The 21,656-nt window shown below is 48.6% G+C and carries 14 protein-coding genes; 6 read left to right on the top strand and 8 right to left on the bottom strand.

Features of this window, described 5'->3' with window-relative positions; all coding sequences use genetic code 11:
• Positions 1–7 precede the first annotated feature (7 nt).
• On the bottom strand, positions 8–5,194 hold the full coding sequence (locus MKY44_RS04175) for a hypothetical protein (RefSeq protein WP_341006122.1): 5,187 nt from the start codon (positions 5,192–5,194) through the stop codon (positions 8–10).
• A 22-nt stretch (positions 5,195–5,216) separates the two neighbouring features.
• Positions 5,217–5,927, bottom strand: coding sequence for a S1 family peptidase (locus MKY44_RS04170; RefSeq protein WP_341006121.1), 711 nt, complete (start codon positions 5,925–5,927; stop codon positions 5,217–5,219).
• Between the two features lie 231 nt (positions 5,928–6,158).
• On the opposite strand from MKY44_RS04170, the gene MKY44_RS04165 reads away from it, so the two are divergent.
• Together MKY44_RS04165 and MKY44_RS04160 are read left to right on the top strand one after the other, a co-directional pair.
• The gene (locus MKY44_RS04165) at positions 6,159–9,290 is read left to right on the top strand and encodes an ATP-binding protein (RefSeq protein WP_341006120.1); all 3,132 of its coding nucleotides are present in this window, start codon (positions 6,159–6,161) and stop codon (positions 9,288–9,290) included.
• The gene (locus MKY44_RS04160; protein ID WP_341006119.1) at positions 9,287–10,408 is read left to right on the top strand and encodes a response regulator; all 1,122 of its coding nucleotides are present in this window, start codon (positions 9,287–9,289) and stop codon (positions 10,406–10,408) included. The genes MKY44_RS04165 and MKY44_RS04160 overlap by 4 nt, the downstream gene beginning before the upstream one ends.
• Before the next feature lie 179 nt (positions 10,409–10,587).
• Here MKY44_RS04160 and MKY44_RS04155 read toward each other — a convergent pair whose 3' ends face one another.
• The 4 genes from MKY44_RS04155 to lpdA all read right to left on the bottom strand — a co-directional run bounded on the left by MKY44_RS04155 (position 10,588) and on the right by lpdA (position 15,546).
• Positions 10,588–11,769 (bottom strand): DUF4317 domain-containing protein, encoded by a 1,182-nt coding sequence (locus tag MKY44_RS04155; protein WP_341006118.1) that lies wholly within the window; start codon positions 11,767–11,769, stop codon positions 10,588–10,590.
• Between the two features lie 363 nt (positions 11,770–12,132).
• Positions 12,133–13,305, bottom strand: coding sequence for an ABC transporter permease (locus MKY44_RS04150; RefSeq protein ID WP_341006117.1), 1,173 nt, complete (start codon positions 13,303–13,305; stop codon positions 12,133–12,135).
• A complete protein-coding gene (locus MKY44_RS04145) occupies positions 13,289–13,921 on the bottom strand; it encodes an HlyD family efflux transporter periplasmic adaptor subunit (RefSeq protein ID WP_341006116.1) in 633 nt (210 codons plus the stop codon). Before MKY44_RS04145 ends, MKY44_RS04150 begins: the two co-directional genes overlap by 17 nt.
• Positions 13,922–14,142: 221 nt before the next feature.
• The gene (lpdA, locus tag MKY44_RS04140) at positions 14,143–15,546 is read right to left on the bottom strand and encodes a dihydrolipoyl dehydrogenase (protein ID WP_341006115.1); all 1,404 of its coding nucleotides are present in this window, start codon (positions 15,544–15,546) and stop codon (positions 14,143–14,145) included.
• Between the two features lie 200 nt (positions 15,547–15,746).
• Between lpdA and MKY44_RS04135 the strand changes: the two genes are divergently transcribed.
• Positions 15,747–16,322, top strand: a complete 576-nt coding sequence (locus tag MKY44_RS04135) for a TetR/AcrR family transcriptional regulator (protein WP_341006114.1) — start codon at positions 15,747–15,749, stop codon at positions 16,320–16,322.
• A gap of 285 nt (positions 16,323–16,607) precedes the next feature.
• On the opposite strand, the gene MKY44_RS04130 is transcribed toward MKY44_RS04135, so the two are convergent.
• On the bottom strand, positions 16,608–17,315 hold the full coding sequence (locus MKY44_RS04130) for a DNA alkylation repair protein (protein ID WP_341006113.1): 708 nt from the start codon (positions 17,313–17,315) through the stop codon (positions 16,608–16,610).
• A gap of 516 nt (positions 17,316–17,831) precedes the next feature.
• On the opposite strand from MKY44_RS04130, the gene MKY44_RS04125 reads away from it, so the two are divergent.
• Entirely contained in the window at positions 17,832–18,995 is a 1,164-nt protein-coding gene (locus tag MKY44_RS04125; RefSeq protein WP_341006112.1) for a glycoside hydrolase family 27 protein, read from the top strand.
• On the top strand, positions 18,996–19,199 hold the full coding sequence (locus MKY44_RS04120; RefSeq protein WP_074093540.1) for a hypothetical protein: 204 nt from the start codon (positions 18,996–18,998) through the stop codon (positions 19,197–19,199).
• A 2-nt stretch (positions 19,200–19,201) separates the two neighbouring features.
• Here MKY44_RS04120 and MKY44_RS04115 read toward each other — a convergent pair whose 3' ends face one another.
• On the bottom strand, positions 19,202–20,011 hold the full coding sequence (locus MKY44_RS04115; RefSeq protein WP_341006111.1) for a helix-turn-helix domain-containing protein: 810 nt from the start codon (positions 20,009–20,011) through the stop codon (positions 19,202–19,204).
• Positions 20,012–20,092: 81 nt separating this feature from the next.
• On the opposite strand from MKY44_RS04115, the gene MKY44_RS04110 reads away from it, so the two are divergent.
• Complete coding sequence (locus MKY44_RS04110) at positions 20,093–21,628, top strand: carboxylesterase/lipase family protein (protein WP_341006110.1); 1,536 nt, start codon at positions 20,093–20,095, stop codon at positions 21,626–21,628.
• Positions 21,629–21,656 lie beyond the last annotated feature (28 nt).

Genomic DNA, 21,656 nt, shown 5'->3' with positions numbered 1-21,656 from the left:
CGTTTCTCTAATTGGCCCGATTAACAAGCAGCGTGGAGTATACGCGTTCGCGCTCCTGATTTTGCACAATGATGGTGTACCATCCTGCTTTGGGCAGTGTAATCTTGAAGTCTTTGCTGATCAGTTCCTTATAGGTCACACGGGTAGCGATGTATTTCATCTGTCCTTCGCGCACCAGACCCGGGAAATAATAAATATCGTACGTGCCGAGTTCGTTCTCCAGCTTGGTTCCGCCAGCAGTCTCGATCGTACGGAAGTTGTTCACATTGAACGTGACCGTACCTGTATTCACGATTGCTGTTTCGGATTCGGTATCCGACAACGGAATGCCATTGGCCGTAACAAACATGCCATCTGTCGAACGAACAAACACCGTTTGCAGCGCGTAACCTGCATTGCCGAGTTGGTCCTTCGCGGTGTAACGAATGGTGTGTTTACCCGTCACCGTGAGGTTCAGTGGTTTCTCCACGTATTGTCCGCCTTCCAGCACGTATTCAGCAGCCGTCACCTGAATCTGCTCCGCAGATGTGAGATTGTCACTCACTGTGTATCCACCCAGATCGGTGACCAGATCAAAGCCTGGTTTGTTTTGCAGAACCGTTGTGGAAGCTTTGTTCAGACGGATCGTTGGTGCCGTGTTATCCAGACCCGCAATCGTAAAGTTGACCTGTTTCTTGTTACCAAGTACGTCTGAAAGTAAAATCGAATGCTCGCCATTGCTGGCGTAGTCGGCGCTAAAGTTTGCTACCGGGGTTGCCCCCGCATAGATCGTATTGCCTTCTACTACAGATGATGGCATCACAAGACCTACACGCACTTTGCCTTTGGAGTAGGCTTGATCCCCGATCTGCACCAGCTTGCTGTCATCGATGGTCTGTCCGTCGTTGTCTACTCGAACCATCGTAATCTCTTCTACAGCCGGGATCGATCCAACGAGTGTTGTAATCGCATCGGATTCCAGCTTTGCATTGTTCCCTGCGGCATCTGCCAATGAGAAGCGTGCTTTACTGCCCGAAGTCATGACCAATGAAGATTGGTTCGTCCCTAAGTTATTAGAGACCACCTGATAATCCTGAACTTGTCCCAGTTTCGGCAGCACTTGCGCCACAATCAGATTAGACGCGATCACATTGCTTGTTGTCGGTGCTGCGAAATGAGTAAATTCTCCGTTTGCATTGTACCCGTCACCCGCGCTATCCACGACAGCAGTACCACTAACGTAGCGGATCAACGCTTTGAGATCGGGATGGTTGTAGTGCATGACAATATCTGCTTCCGGCGGCGTGGTATCGATGTTGCTCACCGTTGCCGTCACACTACCCGTAAAGCCAACCGCATCTTCGTACTCAAACGTGAATTCTCCGTTCTCGCGGAACGTTCTGGACGACGTCGGCAGATTGGTGATGCGGATCGGTTCACTCGATTGCAGACTTACTTTAACCGTGCCATTCGTTGCCGCAATCGTGGAATACTTCACGTTTACCATTGGCGGCGTATCATCGAAGTTGGAGACGACGATGAACACGGTTGCTGTATTGCTGCCATCCTTCACGGTGAAGGAGTAACTTCCGTTGCGGTATATTTTGAACCGTTTGTTCGCCTCCAGCGTTTCCGGCATTTCCGGGTTGCTGTTCGTTGGCTTCACGGTTTTGCCATCAACGAGGTCGAACAGGATCTCTTGTCCTTCGTTCTTCCCACCATCTTGCACCTTCTCGCCTCCGCGAACCGGCATGATCTGCTCCAATGAAGCAAGTCCATATGCAGGGGCATCCTGAAGCTCGATCTCAGGTGTTACGATATCGCTGATATTGTCGTAGTAACCTTTGAATTTGACCCGAACCTGTGACTTGAGTTGTCCCGAATCGTTTGTATCAACAGGAACGCCGACATAGTTCGTATACGGCAGCCAAGTGCTCCAATTGTCTCCACCGTTGGTGGAAACGGAGTAGAAGTAACCTTCCTGTGCTGGCACATCAACCGTCAGTTCCATGATGGCGGTGTACCCGTCATCTCCTGGACCTTCCGTCCGAATCAAACGCGCGCTACCAACAGGTGGTTCACTGCTCAGATAAAACACGGAGAACAGACCACTTGTGTGGTAAAGCTTACTGTTACCCAAGCTATCGCTGGCCTGGACGTACAGACGGTAATTACCGTTGTCCTTTTTGTTGTCTACCTGCAATGTGATCAAACGATCCGCAGGGGACACGCTCCAGCCCTTGCCTTCCGGATCTGGTTCCTTCTCGTCTTGCCCGTCAACCACTTTGATCCATTGGTAACGAATGTTCTTGGCTGCTACGCCGTTAAAGTCCACCAACGTGTCAGACACATCAATCTGTACCGTCTGCTCTGGCATCGGATACAGATAACCCTGCGAACCGAATTTCGTGACAGGTGGCAGATGGTCGAATTTGTACTCCTGATAATAGTAGTAATAACGTCCCGTATCCTGCTGCTTGATGCGCACATGGGCGTACCAGGTCCCGTTCAACGTTTTGTCGGCAGGGAAGCTGTAGCGCTCGGCGGGTACATCCCCCAGCTTTGTTTCCTTCGGTTCATCCTCAAAAGCAACCCATTTGCTGTTGCCCACAGGACGTTCAGAGCTTTCACTATATTGATATTCAATCGTATCGATCGGTACACCGGCTACGGTGAAATCGGGGCCGTCATTGATTGCATAAGTGCCCGGATAGGCTTTGAACTTGGTTGAGATGACAAGCACATCGACTGCTTTGGGATCGGCTGTCGCTGAATGACCTGCCACATCCTCGGCTTTCGCATGCAGCTCGTATTGTCCACCTTTGGAGATCGCCGGATCATTCAATGTTGATATCTCAGCTTCACCTTGTGCGTTCAGCTCGGCATCCTGCCACCCAGAAGCGGCAGGGCTCTTGCCCACGGCCACGAACTGGTATTGCACCTTGTTATTTTTAATAGAAGAAGTCGGATCAGCGGCCTTAACCGTAATCTTCACATTGTCGGAGTTATTGTCCACGATGTTCGCAACTTCGACGGTTGGATCGTCATTGTCAATCTTCAACAGGCCGACATGGTACGACCAATTGGAATCATCCTGTTTGAAATCGGCCAAAGGCCACTGTACTGTATTGCCGTAATCGGACAGATTCGGCAGAATGCTTGAGCGATAATATTCCTCCAGTTCGGCAGGTGTCGCATCCGGATGTTGGGCAAGGTAAGCTGCACGTTCGTTGCTGCCTTTGTCGTATTGCATCCGTTGACGAGCCGAGTCCCAACTCATGTCGGCAGTCCATGTATGCAAATACCAGTTCCCGTTCAAACCTGTGCCGTCATCCGGCAGTTCTACTTTCACGCCATTCTGTCCGGTAATCAGTACAACGTCCTGGAAACCAGATGCATATAGTTCATCGGAAGGCTGCTTCTGCGTCAGGGAATACCGTTTCACTGCGGCAAAATTGTCGTTTTGCCCAGCGAAGGGATTATTCGGGCTCTGGTTCAGCACATAATACACGAGCCCTGAACCACTGCCTGGACGGAACAATCCTTTGCTCGTCTGACCGTTCAAGTCCGGATCGAATGCATTGATCGTGAATGATCCATTTCCTACGTATTGTCCTTCGGGAATGACTTCTCCGTCCTGATTCTCATAGACAAAATTCACTTCAGGTGCCGTATTGTCCACAGACAATCCAGCCCAATCAATCTTCTTGACTGGCTCAGTAAGCACGTTACCGGCGTAGTCCGTCAACGCCTTTCCGTCGCCAGGATTGCTGGCATGCTCCAAGGCAGCAGTCTCCAGCAATGACGTTTCAATGCTCTTGCCGTCTGGCACTGTCATACGAAACGTCCATGTATTCGTGTTCTGGCCGCCGACATATGCAGCAGTCATGCCATTGGCAAACTTGAGTCGTGTATCCTCGGTCGGGGTAAACGCGCTGATCACCTGTTCGTTAAGGTACACGGTAAAATCAACAACGTCGCCCTTGTTCAGCACAAGTCCCGTTAGTACTTCAGGCTGCACGCCGTTGCGGGAAGCTGAGTACTGCGGTACGCGTGCGTCGATAATGGTACGGAACGTACCGCTCGGGTTCGCGTTATCGGCAAAAGGAACTGTTCCAATGCCATTAAAAGCTGCAACGGGATTACCCGCACCATCGATGAAGCCCGCTGCATTCATCCGTTCCAGCAATGTTGGACGGTCCTCCTCGGAGGGCGCGATCAGGCGCTTCGGATCAATAGAAATGTTGCCTGTGCTATCATTTAACGCAGCCTGATACCGGAGGTTAAAAGTGGAGCGTGCATGAATGTTCCGATCCAGTCCACCCTGCGAAAAGTCACTGTATCCGTTATCTGCGCTCGTTAGATAATATACGGACGGATCGAAGCCGTCTCCACCCGGATTACTGAATAATTCCGTACGCATGAAGCTGAATTTGCCATCAATCCGGTCAGAGGCATTCTCTGCAGAATCTGGAAACACCGGCTCGCTGAAGTTCAGCGCCAGGTTGAGGTTACTTCCTTGCTTCAGGAACAATTCATTCTTTTGTACTGTAGGATCGGCATTGAATCGAACTGCCCCCGTATGGGTCAGTGTATTGCCGTTGTATGTAGGAGGTGTGATGTCGGCGAAATAGAGCTCAATGTCGTCGATGTTCTCTATCGTAAACCCCGTAATCGAAATTTGAATGGTATCATTAGCGCCAAATGAAATCCATGACGAATTTACGGAGGCCCCTGATTGCATTGCACCCTGCCTATATTTGGAACCTCCATTAACGGAAACATCCAAACTAGCTGCCATCGTCCAGGATCCTGTAAGACGTTTGATTTTCAATAGCATTTTGGCATCACCGCTTTCAGCCAGACGCTTCAAGACGGGATTGGATTGAACGTTAATCGTTCCGATGAATCTTGTATCCATTGCAAAACCCTTTTCAAAAGTCATGTAACTCGGTCCCAATGATTTTACATTCTTTAAATCAGTGGATACCCCCTGTGCCTTGCCAGCAAATATTCCAAAGCTGTTCGCTTCGTCCTTCTTCACGTTGTTGTTCCAGGAAGACATGTCTTCCCGATTGATGATTTTGCCGCCGCCATTCGGAATAAGAATATCCGTGTACTCCGCAGCTGCCGAAACGGTCGGCTGGTGTGGCCAGCTCACAGACGTCAACGTCAGCAAGGCAGCAAGCAGGCAGATTGATAACTTTTTGAACATGCGAGATTCCCCTTTTTCCCCGTTATGTATTCGACTTCTTCATCAGCTTGCGAATATCTTCGATCGTTACACAGATATGAATGCCAGTCATTGTCCGGAACGAACCGGAGATCAAGCCGATCACGCGACCCTCTTCATTTAACAAAGGACCACCCGACATGCCCGCAGACACCTGCGCGGAAGTCAGCAAGCGAATGACATCGTTCACCTCGGCGGTTGGTGCATTGACGATGCCCTCCGTAATGATCTTGCCATCCTTCAGCGGGTAACCGATTGCGAACGATCTTTGCCCATATCTTGCAGGCTTCTTGTCCCCTGACAGGGTAAGGACCGGACGTTTTTTACTATTCTGCACAGACAGCATAGCCACATCGGTTTCCGTGTCATCGCTCAGAACCGTTATCTTTTCAATGGAACCATCTTCAAATACAGCCTCGAAAGAAACCCCGTCCTTTACAACATGGGCTGCTGTAAGTGCTCTACCATTACTGATCAGAAAACCTGTACCTACCGTTTTGAGCGTTCCGTCCTTGCGATACGCTTTCAAGTAAAAAACAGCTTGCGCCGCAGACTGATACACTTTTTCAGCTCCCGATACCGTCACTTGTCCAGTTCCAGCGGCTTTGGTAACGGATACACCTGTATATCCATTCAGACATGCCACAGCAATTAGTACAGCCAGCAAGCCAATCATCTGACGCCGCAAACGCCATGATGTGATGCTCCTCTTCATTTCTCTCAACTCCATCAGCCCATAGTCGCGCAAAGATAGGTCTTTCGATGCTTTTTCTGCGTCCGTTCGACATATCTTGCTTCCGCATTATAATGGATCACAATAAACAAGGAATAAACAGAAAAAATTTTGTCGAAATGTGATTGCGCCCCCCAGAGATATTCGCTACAATGCCGATAGAATACAAGAGATTTTGTCCGAAGCGAACAATCTCTAAAGGAGCAGCATTTCGTGTTATTAAAAATTTCAGGCGTTGTCCTGACTGTTGTACTCGCTATTACCGTACTGCTGCTGTCAACGATCAGAGAACCACAATCTGCTGTGCTTCATGCCCGTCAAGGTGTTCTGGACCTCTCGGCCTGGAATCCTGAACAAGACGAGCGGATCAAGCTGGACGGGGAGTGGGAATTTTACTGGGAGCGATTGCTTCCTGACGAATCTGCAACATCGAATCAGGCTGGACCAACGAAAGCACCCGACACCTATGCAACCGTTCCCGGCTCCTGGAATCGACTTAAAGTGAATGGCGAACGACTGCCAACCCACGGCTTCGCCACGTATCGACTGGTGCTGCGTAACGCACCTGTTGAAGGAACGCTGGCGATCAAAAAAATGAACATTCGTTTTGCCAGCGAGATCTACATCAATGGCAACAAGCTGCTGGAAGACGGGCATGCTGTGGCAAAATCAGCAGGTTACCGACCAGGCAACTCCCCCCAGATTGGCTTTTTCCCCTATCATGGCGGTGACATTGAGATTTTGATTCGGGTGGCTAATTACGATTACACGGACTCTGGTATTCCGGGTCCACTCTTTTTCGGCGAACAAGCAGCCATGCTGAAAAAACATCAATTCAACACAGCTATCGAATTCGGCACGCTCGCTGTACTGGCTACCATTTCGATCATATTCCTCGTCAGTTACGTGGGGTCTGCACTCTACCGAAACAGGGACGATTCCCTACTGCTGATTGGTCTAATCTGTCTGTTATATGCACTCTATAACGGGATGATCAGCGAACGTGTGTTATCCATGGCGGGCACGGAAATTCCCTTTAGCACACTCTATAAATTAAAAGATTTCTGCTCCGTGGCATGTCTGGGTCTATTGACCTTTTACTTCTACCGATTCAAAACAGGCATCCTGTCCGGTATGCTCACAACGGTGATCCTGATCATTTTCGGAGCTTATTTATGCATGGTCGCGCTTCTGCCTATTTCCGTCTATGGGCTTGCTGCGCCTTACGTCGTCGTTATGTACACGTTGCTGCTATTGTGGTTGCTGTATCAATGCGCATCACAGTTTCTGACCAGTGAGAAGGGCGAACGGCTCTCTACTTTCTTGTGGTATGCGGCTCTCTTAAGCATCGTGCTGTACTGTCTGGACATTAATCTCTTCTCGATCTCACTCAAGGAAAACATGAACATCGGGCAGGCTTCCATTGTCCTGTTCAGCATCCTGATGCTGTTTCTGGCGGTGCTTCGGTTCTTCGAGGCCTATCGTACGGTCCGCACCCTCAAAGATCAGTTGCTCTTGCTGGACAAGGTGAAGGACGACTTCCTGTCCAATACTTCGCATGAGCTCAAAACACCGCTGAACGCGATTGTTAACATTAGTGAAAGCCTGCTTAAAGGCGCAGAAGGTCCCCTTACCGATGAGCAAGCGCACAATCTGGCGATCGTGACGGGAAGTGGCAGACGATTAACTTATCTGGTCGATGAATTGCTGGATTATTCGAAAATGAAACATGGCGACATCCCGCTCCACCGTTCTTCGACCGATCTGTACTCGTTTGTCGAATCGGTCATGCGTATGCACTCCTTCCTGCTTGGCGCGAAAAAGGTGGAGCTTATCAACCGCATCCCGTCGCATTTCCCGCCGATCTATGCAGACGGCAATCGACTGATTCAGATTTTGCATAATCTAATCGGCAATGCTGTTAAGTTCACGGAACGTGGCACGGTAAGCATCAAAGCTGCGGTTGTGCAAGGCAAAGCGGAGATACGCATTATCGATACCGGCCGTGGTATCGGTACGGACAAGCTGGAACATATCTTCCTGCCGTTCGAGCAGGAAGCAGATACGGGGCCAGTCGTTGCTGGTGGCACCGGTCTAGGACTGAGCATTACGCGCAAGCTGGTCGAGCTGCACGGCGGAACCATTCATGCGGAATCGGCACCCGGCATGGGTGCCACGTTCATCCTGACCTTTCCGCTGGCAGAGAATAAAGGAGAGAAACGTTCCAACGTCATGCCACTTACCATCGCTCCTACAGGTCCTGATAATCGGCTACTCCGGTTCGAAGAACCAACGATTGTACAAGGGAATAAAGACGAATGGATCATCGTTGTGGATGACGACTCAGCTAATTTACAGACAATAGTGAATCTCTTGAAGCTGGAAGGATACAGTTACGCGGTCACTTCACGCTCACCTTCGGTACTGGAATTGCTCGACCAGCTTCCCGCCGTGCATCTCGTCATTGCTGATATCATGATGCCCGACATGTCGGGTTACGAATTACTGGAACGGATCAGGGAGCGCTTCTCTCCTTCCGAGTTGCCTGTCCTCATGCTGACGGCGAGTAATAAAGCCAATCAATTGAAGTTGGCCTTGGAGAAAGGTGCCAATGATTTTGTATCCAAGCCGTTCGAATCGGAGGAACTGCTGGCACGGATCGGCGGTTTGACTCGGATGAAAACATCCGTGCAAGCTGCGCGAGATGCGGAAATATCTTTTTTGCGGTCACAGATGAACCCGCACTTTCTGTATAACGCCCTGAACGCCATTGCCGAATTGTGTGTGGATGCGCCGAATCGGGCAGAACAATTGATTTTGCAATTATCGAGTTACTTAAGGCGGAGTGTGCACTTTAAACATCTGGACTCAAAGACAAGCCTGATGAACGAACTGGAGATGATCGAGGCCTATGTAGCGATTGAACAAGCTCGCTTTGGCCCAAGGTTGGAGGTCATCATCGACGTGGATGCGGACGTGAACCGGAACATGGACATTCCACCGCTCACATTACAGCCCCTGATTGAAAACGCGATTCGTCACGGCCTGATGTCCAGCATTCACGGGGGCCGCGTCATGTTGTCTATACGTAATCTGAATGATACGGAAACACGGTTCACCATCGAGGACAACGGAATTGGTATAACCAGGGAACGGATGGATGAAATTCGGCAATCTACCGATGGCAGTAACGGCGTGGGAATATGGAATATCTCCAGCCGGTTGAACCTGCTGTATGGCAGACACCTTCAGATGGAAAGTCTGGACGGCGAGGGAACGCGGATTACCTTTGATCTTCCAAATCAACGTCTAAGCACAGATGGGAACGGGGGTTATGAAACATGAAGATGAAAGTCATCATCGTGGATGATGAGGATTTGTCTCTGAAGCGACTGAATCGTATTTTGACAGAAAGTGGTGAAGTCGAGGTATCTCGTGCGTTTCATGACCCGGAGGAAGCCTGTGAATATGCGGTAGAGAATAGCTTCGATGCGGCATTTCTGGACATTACGATGCCTCGCATCTCAGGTATGCAACTCATTGGTGAATTGCGTAAACATCATCCTTCACTTCCAATCGTGCTGGTGACTGGATATGAGGAATATGCGGTGCAGGCCTTCGACAAAGAGGTGATCGATTACGTCATCAAGCCGGTCACGGCTGAGCGACTGAACCGCAGCATCAAACGGTTGCAGGAAAAGCTTCACAAGTCCGTGACAACACCTGAACCAGCGGTGCCTGGACCCAAACTGAACGTTCGTCTGTTCGGTGAATTCACCGTGTTCGGCGGAGCCGGAGCAGACAGTCCCATCAAGCTTAGAACGCCCAAGACGGAAGAATTGCTGGCATTCTTGCTGTATACCAAATCAACCACCCGAGATGCCTTGGCTGATACGTTGTGGAAGGACCTCAGTCCGCAGAAGGCCTGGACGAACATCAATTCCACACTGTACTACGTGCGGCGTGCCATCGGCGATAACAGTGACGTGCCGATCATTCTCAAGGACAGAAACGGTATCCGTATCGACCGGGAAGCGATTGACTGCGATCTGTACGAGTTCGAGACTTTGTTCCGACAGATGCGTCAGGCCTCGGCACATCGCCCCGATCTCTTCGAGCGGATGGACACGTTGTATACGGGTGAACTTCTGAAAGGAAGGCATTATGAGTGGGCTTTCGCGTGGTCCAGACAGCTGGAACTGGATTTCATCATGACGATGGAAACTGCGGCCCACTATCACGCGAAGGCAGGCGAGCCGTTACGAGCGCTGTATTATTTTGAACGTATCCTCCAGATTGATTCGATTCGGGAAGATATTCATCGCGAGATCATCCTGTTGTACCTATCGCTTGGACGAAGAACCGAAGCGCAGCGCCAGTATCTGGTGCTGGAGGAATTGCTCCAAGAAGAGCTTGGCTCCAGTCCGGCAGCGGATATCAAACAACTGCTGCAACAATCATAAAATAGCAAAAAAGCCCATGCCTTGGCGATAATGAACTGCTCCCATCGTAGTCTTCTACGGTCTACTATGACAGGGAACAGTTCAATGTTGCTTTAGGCTTGGGCTTTTTTTCAACATAGATGGACGTTCGCTCGTTCGTCTTGGTCGGATGATTTTACATCATCATTGTCTAGAATCAATTACTCATTTATAAGTTTTTCTGTATTAAGGGTAAAGCCTTCAATCACAACATCTTCGTCCACTTCAATCATGATGCAACGTCTGCCTTGATAATTCACCTGCTTCACATATCTCAGGTCTTGCGGGCTAACCGAAATCGTAGCAACCTTGGTCTCAATCTTAATGGACTTGGACGTAAACTTCGGCATAACACTGGTTGCCTTCATCTCATAGTTCTTGTTATCAACGATCGTTTCGAAGGCACGTTCTACTTTCTCCGTTGTCAGATCCTCTATACCGCTTGCGGTCAGTACACGTTCCAGATCTTTATAATCCAGCTTCGGAGGTTCTTCCTCATGGGACTCTTCGTTAATCTCGATGACTCGGTTGATCTCCTCGTATACATGTGCAATGGTGGCTGAATCGAGCTGTTCACCGGCCACTTCCTTGACGATATCTTCGAAGATCGCCCGTTCTTCCAGTGCGGTTACGGATCTTTCTCCATTCAATACATTTTCAACAAAATGCGGATCCGGGAAATTGGATTTCCCTGTACAATAGAGTACACGATTCACATCGGAGTAGTTGTCCGTTACGCTAGGATACAGGAACCCTTGCTCTGGCGTGCTTAATTTGATAATTGGATCGATAATTATGTTGTATTTGAATTCTCTCTCCACGTAATCAAACAAGAGTGTCTTCCGCTGCTTCTCCGTGGAATTCACGCTGCACAGAATGAACGGATGGGCGAACACCTCGTTCTTCTCACTCTCTTCCGTGGCTTCGTTTCTAGCCTTGGTCGGCAGATAATACTGTCCACGCACGAACGTAGCTACCATGTCCCGCTCAAACTTCGTATCCACCAACATTCGATCCACGAGCAGCAGCATCAGATCCTGCCATTCATCCGGATCACCTGTAACCAGAGCCTGGTGAAGCAGTACCTGTGCCGGGTCCTCCGCCGCTTCCTGGAACTTCAATTCAAACAACTTCTGATCCAAATCACCTGTCAGCAATTTTTTGAAATTGCCCATGTACAGCTCCTGTTTCTCTCTGTCCACCAGTTCGAACGGGTGACGCTCCCAGTGATAGACCTCATTGGTTTCCTTCGTAATATACACGTTGAGAATATCGTAAATATTCAGTAGATCGTGATCGAGTTTAAACTGCTTGCGTATATGCGCGACTTCTTTTTTATTCATGATTCGTTAGACAACTCCCACAATATATAATTTTATCTGCGTGCAGCTCTATATCCTAAAAGCCAGTGCTCCCTTGGAAGTCTTCATCTGAGCAGTAGGTCACAACTGGGCACAGCTATGGAGTAGCTGGATCAAGCCGTTCTTGCTCTCCATTTCTGTACTCTCAGTGAAAAATTATATCATATAATGATGACGATTAATGAGAATCAATCTATGGTATTTCCCTCTTTATCACGATCCATTTTTGAATATGGAAAATAGCTCACCGTATGGGAGGCACGAATGAGATTAAAAGAAAACAGAAAGACGCAACAGGAATGACTCCCGTGCGTCTTTTTTCGTTGTTTAACGATTCTTAAAAAATTAATTACTGCTCGGCAATATATCCGTATTCAACAGGGGTGCTCTGCTGGAAGAAACTTTCCTTGTTTCCCGCAAAAACAGTAATCCCATAAACAAGGACACTCCGCCAATAATAATCAGCAATGCCCCCAACTCCTGACTGTAGGCTGTCAGCGCCCCGTCCCTAAACGCCATTCCACGAATCAGACGGTTAAGCCAGTTCATGGGTAATGCCCATGCGAACATTTGGAACGGTTCTGGGAACGCCAGCGGCGTTAATTGAATTCCCGTAGCCAGAAAGGAGGGATACAATACAAAACTGGTTCGTAGGCTTACTTTCGACATATCTTTGGCAGTGTATCCAATCAGCATACCCATGAGTGACAAAGCAACAGCATAAACAACTAACGGAATGATAAAAAGATAAGCCTCTGCTTCAAACCGCATTCCCCCCACCTGCTTTAATAATCCATAGGATAGAAGCAGTGAAAGTGAACTCAACACAGCGTAAGGTACACTCCGAACCCATAGTTGAAAAGGTGACTTTCCGTTGGCAAACATTTTCCCTTCCTGACGAAGCCGAGGTACAATCGATCCTGCTGCGCTTGTCGTAATCATCAATACTACGATATTCACAAATCCAAGTACCATAAAACCTACATAACTGGAGGTTGGATTAAACAGCATCCGCTGCTGAAGGGATAACGGTGACACAATTCCTTTAGCAGTCTCGGCATCCATCCCTTTTTGGACCAGACGTGTCATGGAAAGGGTCATATTTTCCGTCTGGATGATCTCCTGAATCGCAGTGCGAACACCGGTTAGCCCCGAGGGCATCGTGTTATCCATCAATATGCCGATATTCGTCGATTTCCCTTGTTGTTGGCGCAATCCCAACTGATTGGGAAGCATAATGACCGCTACAGCCTGCTCATTGGCAAGCAATATTTCAGGACTCATTCGGCTCGCATATAAGCTTTTGACGCTCATGTATTGTGACGCATTTATTTTGGAGATCAATTGCCGTGAATATTCGCTATGATCCTCATCAATGACCACAACTGGTGATTTATTAAGTTGATTCTGCGAGAACATTAATCCGAAAAATAAGGCTGCAATCATTGGCCCAATAAAAATTAGCCGTATATACTTACTCCCTGCGACGTACTTCCACTCGTCAATCAGTGATTTCATCAAGTTTCACCTCTGCTGTCATCCCCGGAAGCAAATCGGTATTCGAATCCATCGATATTCGGACCAGAAACATACTTAAATCGGCTTGCCCTTTTTCCCGCGACATACGCAAGTTCGCAAACTGAGGAGCAGTTGAGATGGAAATAACGCTCCCCTTCACCTGCGTTGGCTGATCCAAATACGGGAAATGAACATCAATGCTTTGATTCACTGCAAGCTGTTGAATTTCACTTTCCTGTATGTAAAGGTCGGTGTAATACGTATTCTTTTGCACAACTGCTAGCGGGACTCCTGCTTGGACTTGATCCCCCTGCTTTACAGCAACTCGGTCAACCAACCCGTCATACGGTGCGAGTACATCCACATCTCCCTCCCCTGCTGATTTCACTTTGAGAAGAACCTCTCCCTCTTTCACAAAGTCCCCCGTAGATGCACCAACCTCTGCAATCGTCCCGGGACTATTCTGATAAAATAAAGTCGTTTGCTCTGCCTCAAGTATGCCTTGTTTCCGGCTCTCGGCCTGACTTACAGCATCCTTCCCTTTAACCGCAAGAAGTGAACCTCCAATAATAAACACCATCGCAATTCCGATATACAAACCTGCTTTTATCTTCATTCTTATATCTCTCCCATTCCCAATCCTCGTGTATATAAGTTGAACTAAAAATATTTACACTGGACACTCCGATGACAGAACAACCTTCCGATCGCTGTTATCCCCAGATTTTTTGATTCCTTTTATAAAGGGTAAATCCAGTGATAAAGGCGAACGCTCCGCTTCTTCAGGTTCTTTCTGTCCTCTCCGTTTCGTGTAAATGTGTAGTTCAATTTATATAGTTAAATTTGCTGTGCACTTTTACTTTTCATCATCATTTTGGTGACCGCGTTCTCGGCTGCTTCCATGATCACTTCTCCCAAAGTCGGATGAGGATGAATCGTCATGGCCAGATCTTCCACGGTTGCCCCCATCTCAATTGCGAGTGCGAGCTCCGATATCAGTGTAGATGCCTCCACGCCGACGATTTGCGCGCCAATGACAATTCCTGATGTCGGGTCAGCCACTATTTTCACAAAACCTTCGGTTTCCCTTAACGCCAACGCTCTTCCGTTGATTCCGAAAGAAGATTTCCCAATAACCACCGGAATGGCCTGTGCTTTGGCTTCCGTCTCATTTACCCCAACACTGGATAGCTCCGGATCAGAAAACACGACAAGCGGAATCACCTTGTAATCCACTTTGGAGGTAAGACCCGCAATGGCTTCTGCGGCTACTTTGGCTTCATAGGATGCCTTGTGGGCAAGTGCCGGACCGGCTGTAATATCTCCAATGGCATAAATGTGCGGGATAACCGTTCTGCACTGTTCATCCGTGTCAACCAGTCCCTTGTTTGTTACGGGCAAACCTATGCGTTCCAGTCCTAACTGGCCGTCTGTATTGGGTTTCCTGCCGATCGTAACCAGTACATATTCTGCTGTAACTTGTTGCTGCTCCTGTTTTTTTGAATAATGCAGTGTAACGGAATCCGCTTTGTGCTCCACCTTTTCAGCAATCGCTCCGGTTACGATCTGGATGCCATCCGCCTTCAATTGTTTGACTACAGGGGCTACAAGTTCCCCCTCGAATCCAGGCAATACTTGGGCCCCTCCCTCCAGAATCGTTACCTTGGTTCCAAATTTGGCATACATCTGTCCAAGCTCCACCCCAATATACCCTCCGCCGATCACAACCAGACTACTCGGAACCTCCTGTAGAGATAATGCTTCTGTGGAAGATAAGATGCGACCTCCAACTGGAAATGCTGGCAGCTCAATTGGACGAGACCCCGTTGCCAGTATGAGATTTTTAAAAGAAATGCTTTGCTCCTGTCCAGTTTGTTGGATCATGGCTGTGTGCTCATCCACCAGACTGGCCTCTCCTTCCAGAATGGTCACACCCGCAGTCTTTAACAAATAGTGGACGCCACCTGCCTGTTTATTCACAACCCCCTGTTTAAAATCCTGAGCAGTCTTAAATGTAGCTGCCGCGTCAGCTTGATTGAACTGTCTGAACCAATCATAGCGATGCGATTCCGCAATTAAGGCTTTGGATGGTATGCAACCCACATGTGTACAGACCCCGCCAAGCTGTTTACGTTCAACAATTACCGTCTTCATCCCCAACTGCGAAGAACGAAGCGCCGCCACATATCCCCCTGGACCTGATCCAATAACTAACGTATCCACAGATTCAAGCTTGCTCATAGTCTGATACCTCCCGATTTGAAGTCAATTTAAAATATGATGACCGTAATATATTATAACCATCATATTTTAAGGCCGTCAACAATCGTATTGGCCCTTTTGAAAATGAACAGATATCCAGTCCCCAGATTGACAGGCTTTATTATGATGACTATAATATTTTAGAAAAGCAGAACGATGAAGCTATGGAGTGAGTGATCATGCCCTATCCCAAAGGACATAAAATAAAAGTACGAGGTAAGATTGTTGAGAGTGCGGCACGAGCTTTTCGCACCAATGGTATCCAGGAGGTGAGCGTCCCGTTTATTATGAAGGGAGCTGGATTAACTCACGGAGGGTTCTATTCACACTTTGACAACAAGGAACAATTGGTTGCCGAAGCCTGTGAATATGCCATTAGTGATACCATTACACTTCTACAGAACGTGGCTGATCAGGAAGAGCAGGATTCCAAAATTAATAAAGTAATCGATTATTATTTGAGTCCGTATCACCGCGACCAAACGGAAATGAGCTGTATTTTCCCCGCCCTTTCCAGCGAAATATCCCGTTCGTCCGAAGAGGTTCGGCAGGTATTTACCCATGAATTGGAGCGGATGATCACTTTTATCTCCAATCTGGCTGAGATCGATGTGTCCAGAGGTCGTGCACTGTTCAGTACAATGGTTGGCTCGCTTGTACTTGCACGCTCTGTTAGTGATCCTGAGCTTAGCGACAGCTTTCTCTCAGCGGGCAGGCAGCAAGCCAAAGAAATGGTTAAAAGGAACGATATGTAGAGGTTTCGGTTTTTTATATTATACGTAGATTTGATGCTGCTATATCGAGTTGAAAACACAAATAGACCGCCCACCCTTGCAAAGGTTGCGGTCTATTTAGTCGGTACCCTGCTTGTTAAGCCCACCGCCCTTAAAAGCGGCTATTGCGTCAGAGAGTCGTGTTACCGCACGGCTCTCTTTGCATTATAAGCTGTTTCTGTCCTCATTATAACATGGAGATTGTGGATTTCAATCCCACGATAACCATATGTTCCATATGTTAAAACTGACGATACGGCGAAAATTTCAGCATCTTACATATTTACGCTTGAAACCCGTTCGCCCTTTATCCACTGCCTTTTGGATATTCTCAGAGGCATTCAGCAGCTTGCTCTTGGGCATGTCCTTGTTCACTTCGACAGGGCCAACGGCCTTGGCCGTTTCCACTGCCTGATCATGCAACGGTTGATAGGATGTTGCAACGGTATACAGGAAGTTGTTCATCGAATATTTCGTTCGTTCCGGAGATTCATGAATCGTCTTTTTCACCTGTTCCAGCATCTCCATCAGTTTATTCTCCGAAAACTCAGCATCCTTTCGACTGCCGAGCAACCAACAGTAACAGCTCCATCCCGCTGACATTCTCAGTTCATCCCCACTAGCAATCCACGCATCGGAAACCTCTTGCGCAATGTCTGTCTCGGCTAACGTCACAGCAACGATAAAGTCAGAGATCATGTAAAAATAAGCAGCGTCAATCCAACGGTCAAAATCAGCTTCCGTCATCGCTTGAGGATCGGCAATCACGCCCGCAAAGTACATCGCATCATAATTCCCCGTTGCATATAGTTGCTCTGCCAAAGGTTGATCCTTTTTGATCCGCTTCGCCATTGGTTTCATCGCCCCGGTTGCCACGCCAAATAGCGGTTCATGCGCACCATTGGAGATATAGATTTTTTTCGTTCGTTCTTTGCCCAGCGCTTCAAGCTCCTGCATCACTTCATCTAGATTCATTTTGCAACACTCCCAATCGTATAAATTATATATCTGATCAAATCAAACAGACACTTATGTTTAACGAAAAACCGGATAGGTAAATCGCTCATTATCCGATTCAAACCATTCTGCCACCTAAATAATCGTTCTGGTAAGATTGTTACCTTTCGCATGATGAACTACCACTGGAGTATTTTTCCTGAAAGAACAGAATACTATTCAAATTTCCCTGTGGCTCTGACAACCTGTTCGAGCATTATCACCGATCATAACATCTATACCATTGTTTCGCACAGATCCCTGAAAAGATAGATATAACTTCTTCGCAGACAGACATTTTTCCTTTCTTATGCTTCTACCGGCAACTTCTGATACCTGCCGAGAGCCTGATTGGAAGAGCTAATTCCCCCAGCACAAGCAGAGCAACATATGTCCATGTCCAAGCAACGTTAAGCTATGGCAGGATACGTCGCTCATCGTTTATGTTCAGTTTAGTGTTGTTTACAAAACCGAGATGAGGAAGGATGCGAGAGCATGAGCAACAATCAAGTGTTAGGCTTTGCCCCTGCCCTGGGCTGGAATTCGTGGAATACCTTTACGTGGGATATTAACGAACAATTAATTCGGGATGTCGCTGATGTGTTTGTGTCGGAAGGTTATCTGGCCGCTGGTTACGAGTACATTGTCATTGATGATTGCTGGAGCCTGAAGGAACGTGATGCGAGCGGCAATCTGGTGGCTGACCCGGAGAAATTCCCGAGTGGAATGAGAGCGCTTTCCGATTATATCCATAGCAAAGGACTAAAGTTCGGAATGTATTCATGCGTGGGTACACATACATGTGCCGGGTATCCAGGCAGCTTCGAGCATGAATTCCAGGATGCTGCCCTTTTTGCCGAATGGGGCGTTGATTATTTGAAGTATGATTACTGCTTCAAGCCGCGCCATATCTCAGGAGAGCTGCTGTACAAACGCATGAGCCTTGCGCTCAAAAACTGCGGACGCGATATCCTGTTCTCCGCCTGCAACTGGGGAGCTGACGACGTATACGATTGGATTCGGGAGTCGGGGGCTCATATGTACCGCTCCACCGGCGATATCCGTGACAATTGGGATTCAGTGAAGGAACTTGCCCTGTCCCAATTGGGAAAACAAAGCTACACCGGCTCCTTCTGCCATAACGACATGGATATGCTGATTGTAGGTATGTACGGTGGAAGCAACAATGATTATATTGGCAGCATCGGAGGATGCAACGACATCGAATATAAAACCCACTTCTCACTCTGGTCCATGATGGGGTCCCCATTAATGATCGGATGTGACGTGCGCAAGGCTAACCAGATTACAAAGGATATTCTCCTGAATTCTGACCTGATCGCTATCAATCAGGATGTAGAAGCGCGCGGAGCTTACCGCATTAAACCAGAGCCGCAATGGTTTCACACAGACGATGTATTTATGCTAGTGAAGGTACTCACAGATGGCGACCTAGCTATTGGCTTCTTCAACCTGAGTGACAGCCAGCGGGAATTGTCTTTGCAGTTTTGGGATATGGGTCTGCCTTACGCTGCCGGTTATGCGCTGTCCCTGTATGACTGCTGGGAACATCAAGAGCTTGGCGTATTCCGTGAACGCTTCGCTCCCGTTGTCGCAGCACATGATTGCCTCGTCGTCCGGGCCAAACTGGTGAAATAGATGGCTCAACATCGCCTGTGCACCTCCTGTCAGGTTCCGCTCTCTTCAGACGATGTGGGCATCTACCTCAAATTGATCTCGCGCTCTGCCCAGCAATTTCTGTGCATTGATTGTATAGGAGTGAAGCTGAACTGTGGACGTGAGCCTATTGAGAAGCTGATCCGTTATTTCCGAGAGTCCGGGAACTGCGCCCTGTTCCGTTAACGTTATACTTTGGTCCGGTGCAGCATCATGTACGCTGTTGGCGTGTGTGAAGTTGCTTTCTTAAATACTTTGGAAAAATATAACGGATCATTGTAGCCGACAGAATAGGCTACCGATTGAATCGGCAGGCCCGACGTCTTCAGCAGTTCACAGGCGCGCTCGATTCGGCAGGATGTAATATACTCCAAAACAGACTTGCCGGTTGCTGCCTTAAACAGACGAAACAAATAACTGCGCTCCAGATTAACTGCTTTTACAATCTCCGTGACGGTCAATGTCGGCTTCCAGTAGTTCTGCTCGATGTACTTTCTCGCCAGCCAGACATAATCCTTGGCGTCCACCTGCGGCTCTTTCGGATAATGCTCCATATAGTAGGAGAGCAGCAGACGCAAACGTGCATCCGCCCGTAGCAATTCATAGGATGATGCACCCGCGTTCCAGGCAAGATGGAAAAAAGGCTGTAGTGTCTCCGGCGAGACCGACACCACGGGTTGTACCTCTGAAAGCTGTGTCAGCCCCAGCAACCGCCCGGCATCCTCACCGCTAAACTCCACCCAGACGTACTCCCATGGATCTTGCGGGTCTGGATAATAGTAAATCTCTTTTTGCGGAAATATGATAAAGCTTTCCCCCGTAACTAGCCGAAAAACGCGGCCGCCCGTCTCCAGCGTCCCTTGGCCGCGGATAATATAATGCAGCGCATAAACGTCACGCACACCTGGTCCCCATTGGTGAGGGTTAGCTGGCTTGTGACCACCGCTGATAAAATACAAATTACTGGCTCTACTGCTCTCATGCCAAATCGGATTCAACCTTGATTCCCCCTTTCTAATGCCACGTTGATCAGATGTTCGGTAACGCTTACACGCTAAATCCAGAGAGGAGATTGTTGTATGCTTAGAATGGTTACGGTAGAACATGGACAATTGCAAGGACTGCCCGCGGCGGACCCGCGGATTACCAGCTTCAAGGGAATTCCTTTTGCCGCACCTCCTGTAGGTGAGAATCGCTGGCGAGCTCCGCAGCCGCAGTCGTACTGGGAAGGTGTACTGCAAGCTTTTGATTTTGCCCCCATCTCCATGCAAGCCCCAACAGTCATCGATGATAACAATATCTATACCCGTGAATGGGCCGTTGATCCCGACCTGCCCATGGACGAGGATTGTCTGTATCTGAATGTCTGGACACCAGCCAAGCGTACGGACGAGAAGCTGCCTGTTTTTGTCTGGTATTTCGGCGGGGGCCTACAAGTCGGCCATACAGCCGAAATGGAATTTGATGGCGAGCGAATCGCTCGTAGAGGTATTGTCGTTGTGACGATTAATTATCGGCTGAATGCCTTTGGCTTCCTGTGCCATCCTGAGATTAGTGCCGAATCCCCCCATGCACCCGCCAACTTTGGTCATCTCGATCAGCAAGCAGGTACCCAGTGGGTCAAACGCAACATTGCCGCCTTTGGCGGTGATCCAGACCAGATCACCATCGGCGGACAGTCGGCAGGCGGAGGAAGTGTACTCAGCCAGATGACTTCTCCGCAAAATAAAGGCTTGTTCCAGCGAGCCGTCATCATGAGCGGTGTAGCTACCGAGTTGTACCCGAATGTCCGCGTGCCTTCTGTCCGTTCCACACTAAGGGATGCAGAGCAAGCAGGGGTTGAATTTTTCGGCTTCCTGGGCGTATCTTCCCTGGCTGAGGCGAGACAACTGGATGCTGAATATCTCCGTGACAAAGCACTCGAATACAAAAGCTTTTGGGGAACCGTCATCGACGAACAATTCTGCGCAGGTGATCCGTTTACTCGTTTTGTTCAGCAGGAGCGCGAGGCGATACCCGTAATGCTGGGGCATACGTCTTCCGAATTTTGGACCCGTCCCGCCGCAGCCAATCTGGAAGAACTGAAGCAGATGGCTGTGGAGTTGTTTGGCGAGGATGCTCCTGCCTTTTTACAGCTATGTGAGGCTGATACCGGCCAAATCGAACATGCTCTGCAACAAGCATCGGTCCGCATGATCCAACATGCCATTCTGCTCGCCATCCGGGCGAACAGCGGTCATCTGTCTGAAACGCCTCTCTACTATTATAACTTCGACGCCGAGATTCCGGGCTGGGATCAGCCAGGCACTTTTCACTCCGTCGATCTGTGGTTTTTCTTCGAAACACTCGCCAAATGCTGGCGGCCATTCACAGGCAAGCATTATGATCTGGCCCGCCAGATGTGCAATTATTTATCCAACTTTATTGCTACAGGTGACCCAAACGGCTCGGACTCCACCGGAAAAACGATGCCTCATTGGATTCCTTGTACTACGGAACAGCCGTATCTCATGGAATTTGGCGATCAGGCTCAATTACAGCAGGCTGAGCCCGGACCGATGCTCGCGTTTTTAATTGAACAATATTTCAAGAAACAGAATGCACCTGTTGTTTAAAACATGAGGTTTGCCCTCTCACGATATA

Origin of the sequence: Paenibacillus sp. FSL R7-0026 (genome assembly GCF_038004485.1) — a bacterium.
GTDB lineage: Bacteria > Bacillota > Bacilli > Paenibacillales > Paenibacillaceae > Paenibacillus > Paenibacillus xylanexedens_A.
Note: the sequence above shows the minus strand (reverse complement) of the source record. Positions and strands in the feature narration are given on the sequence as shown.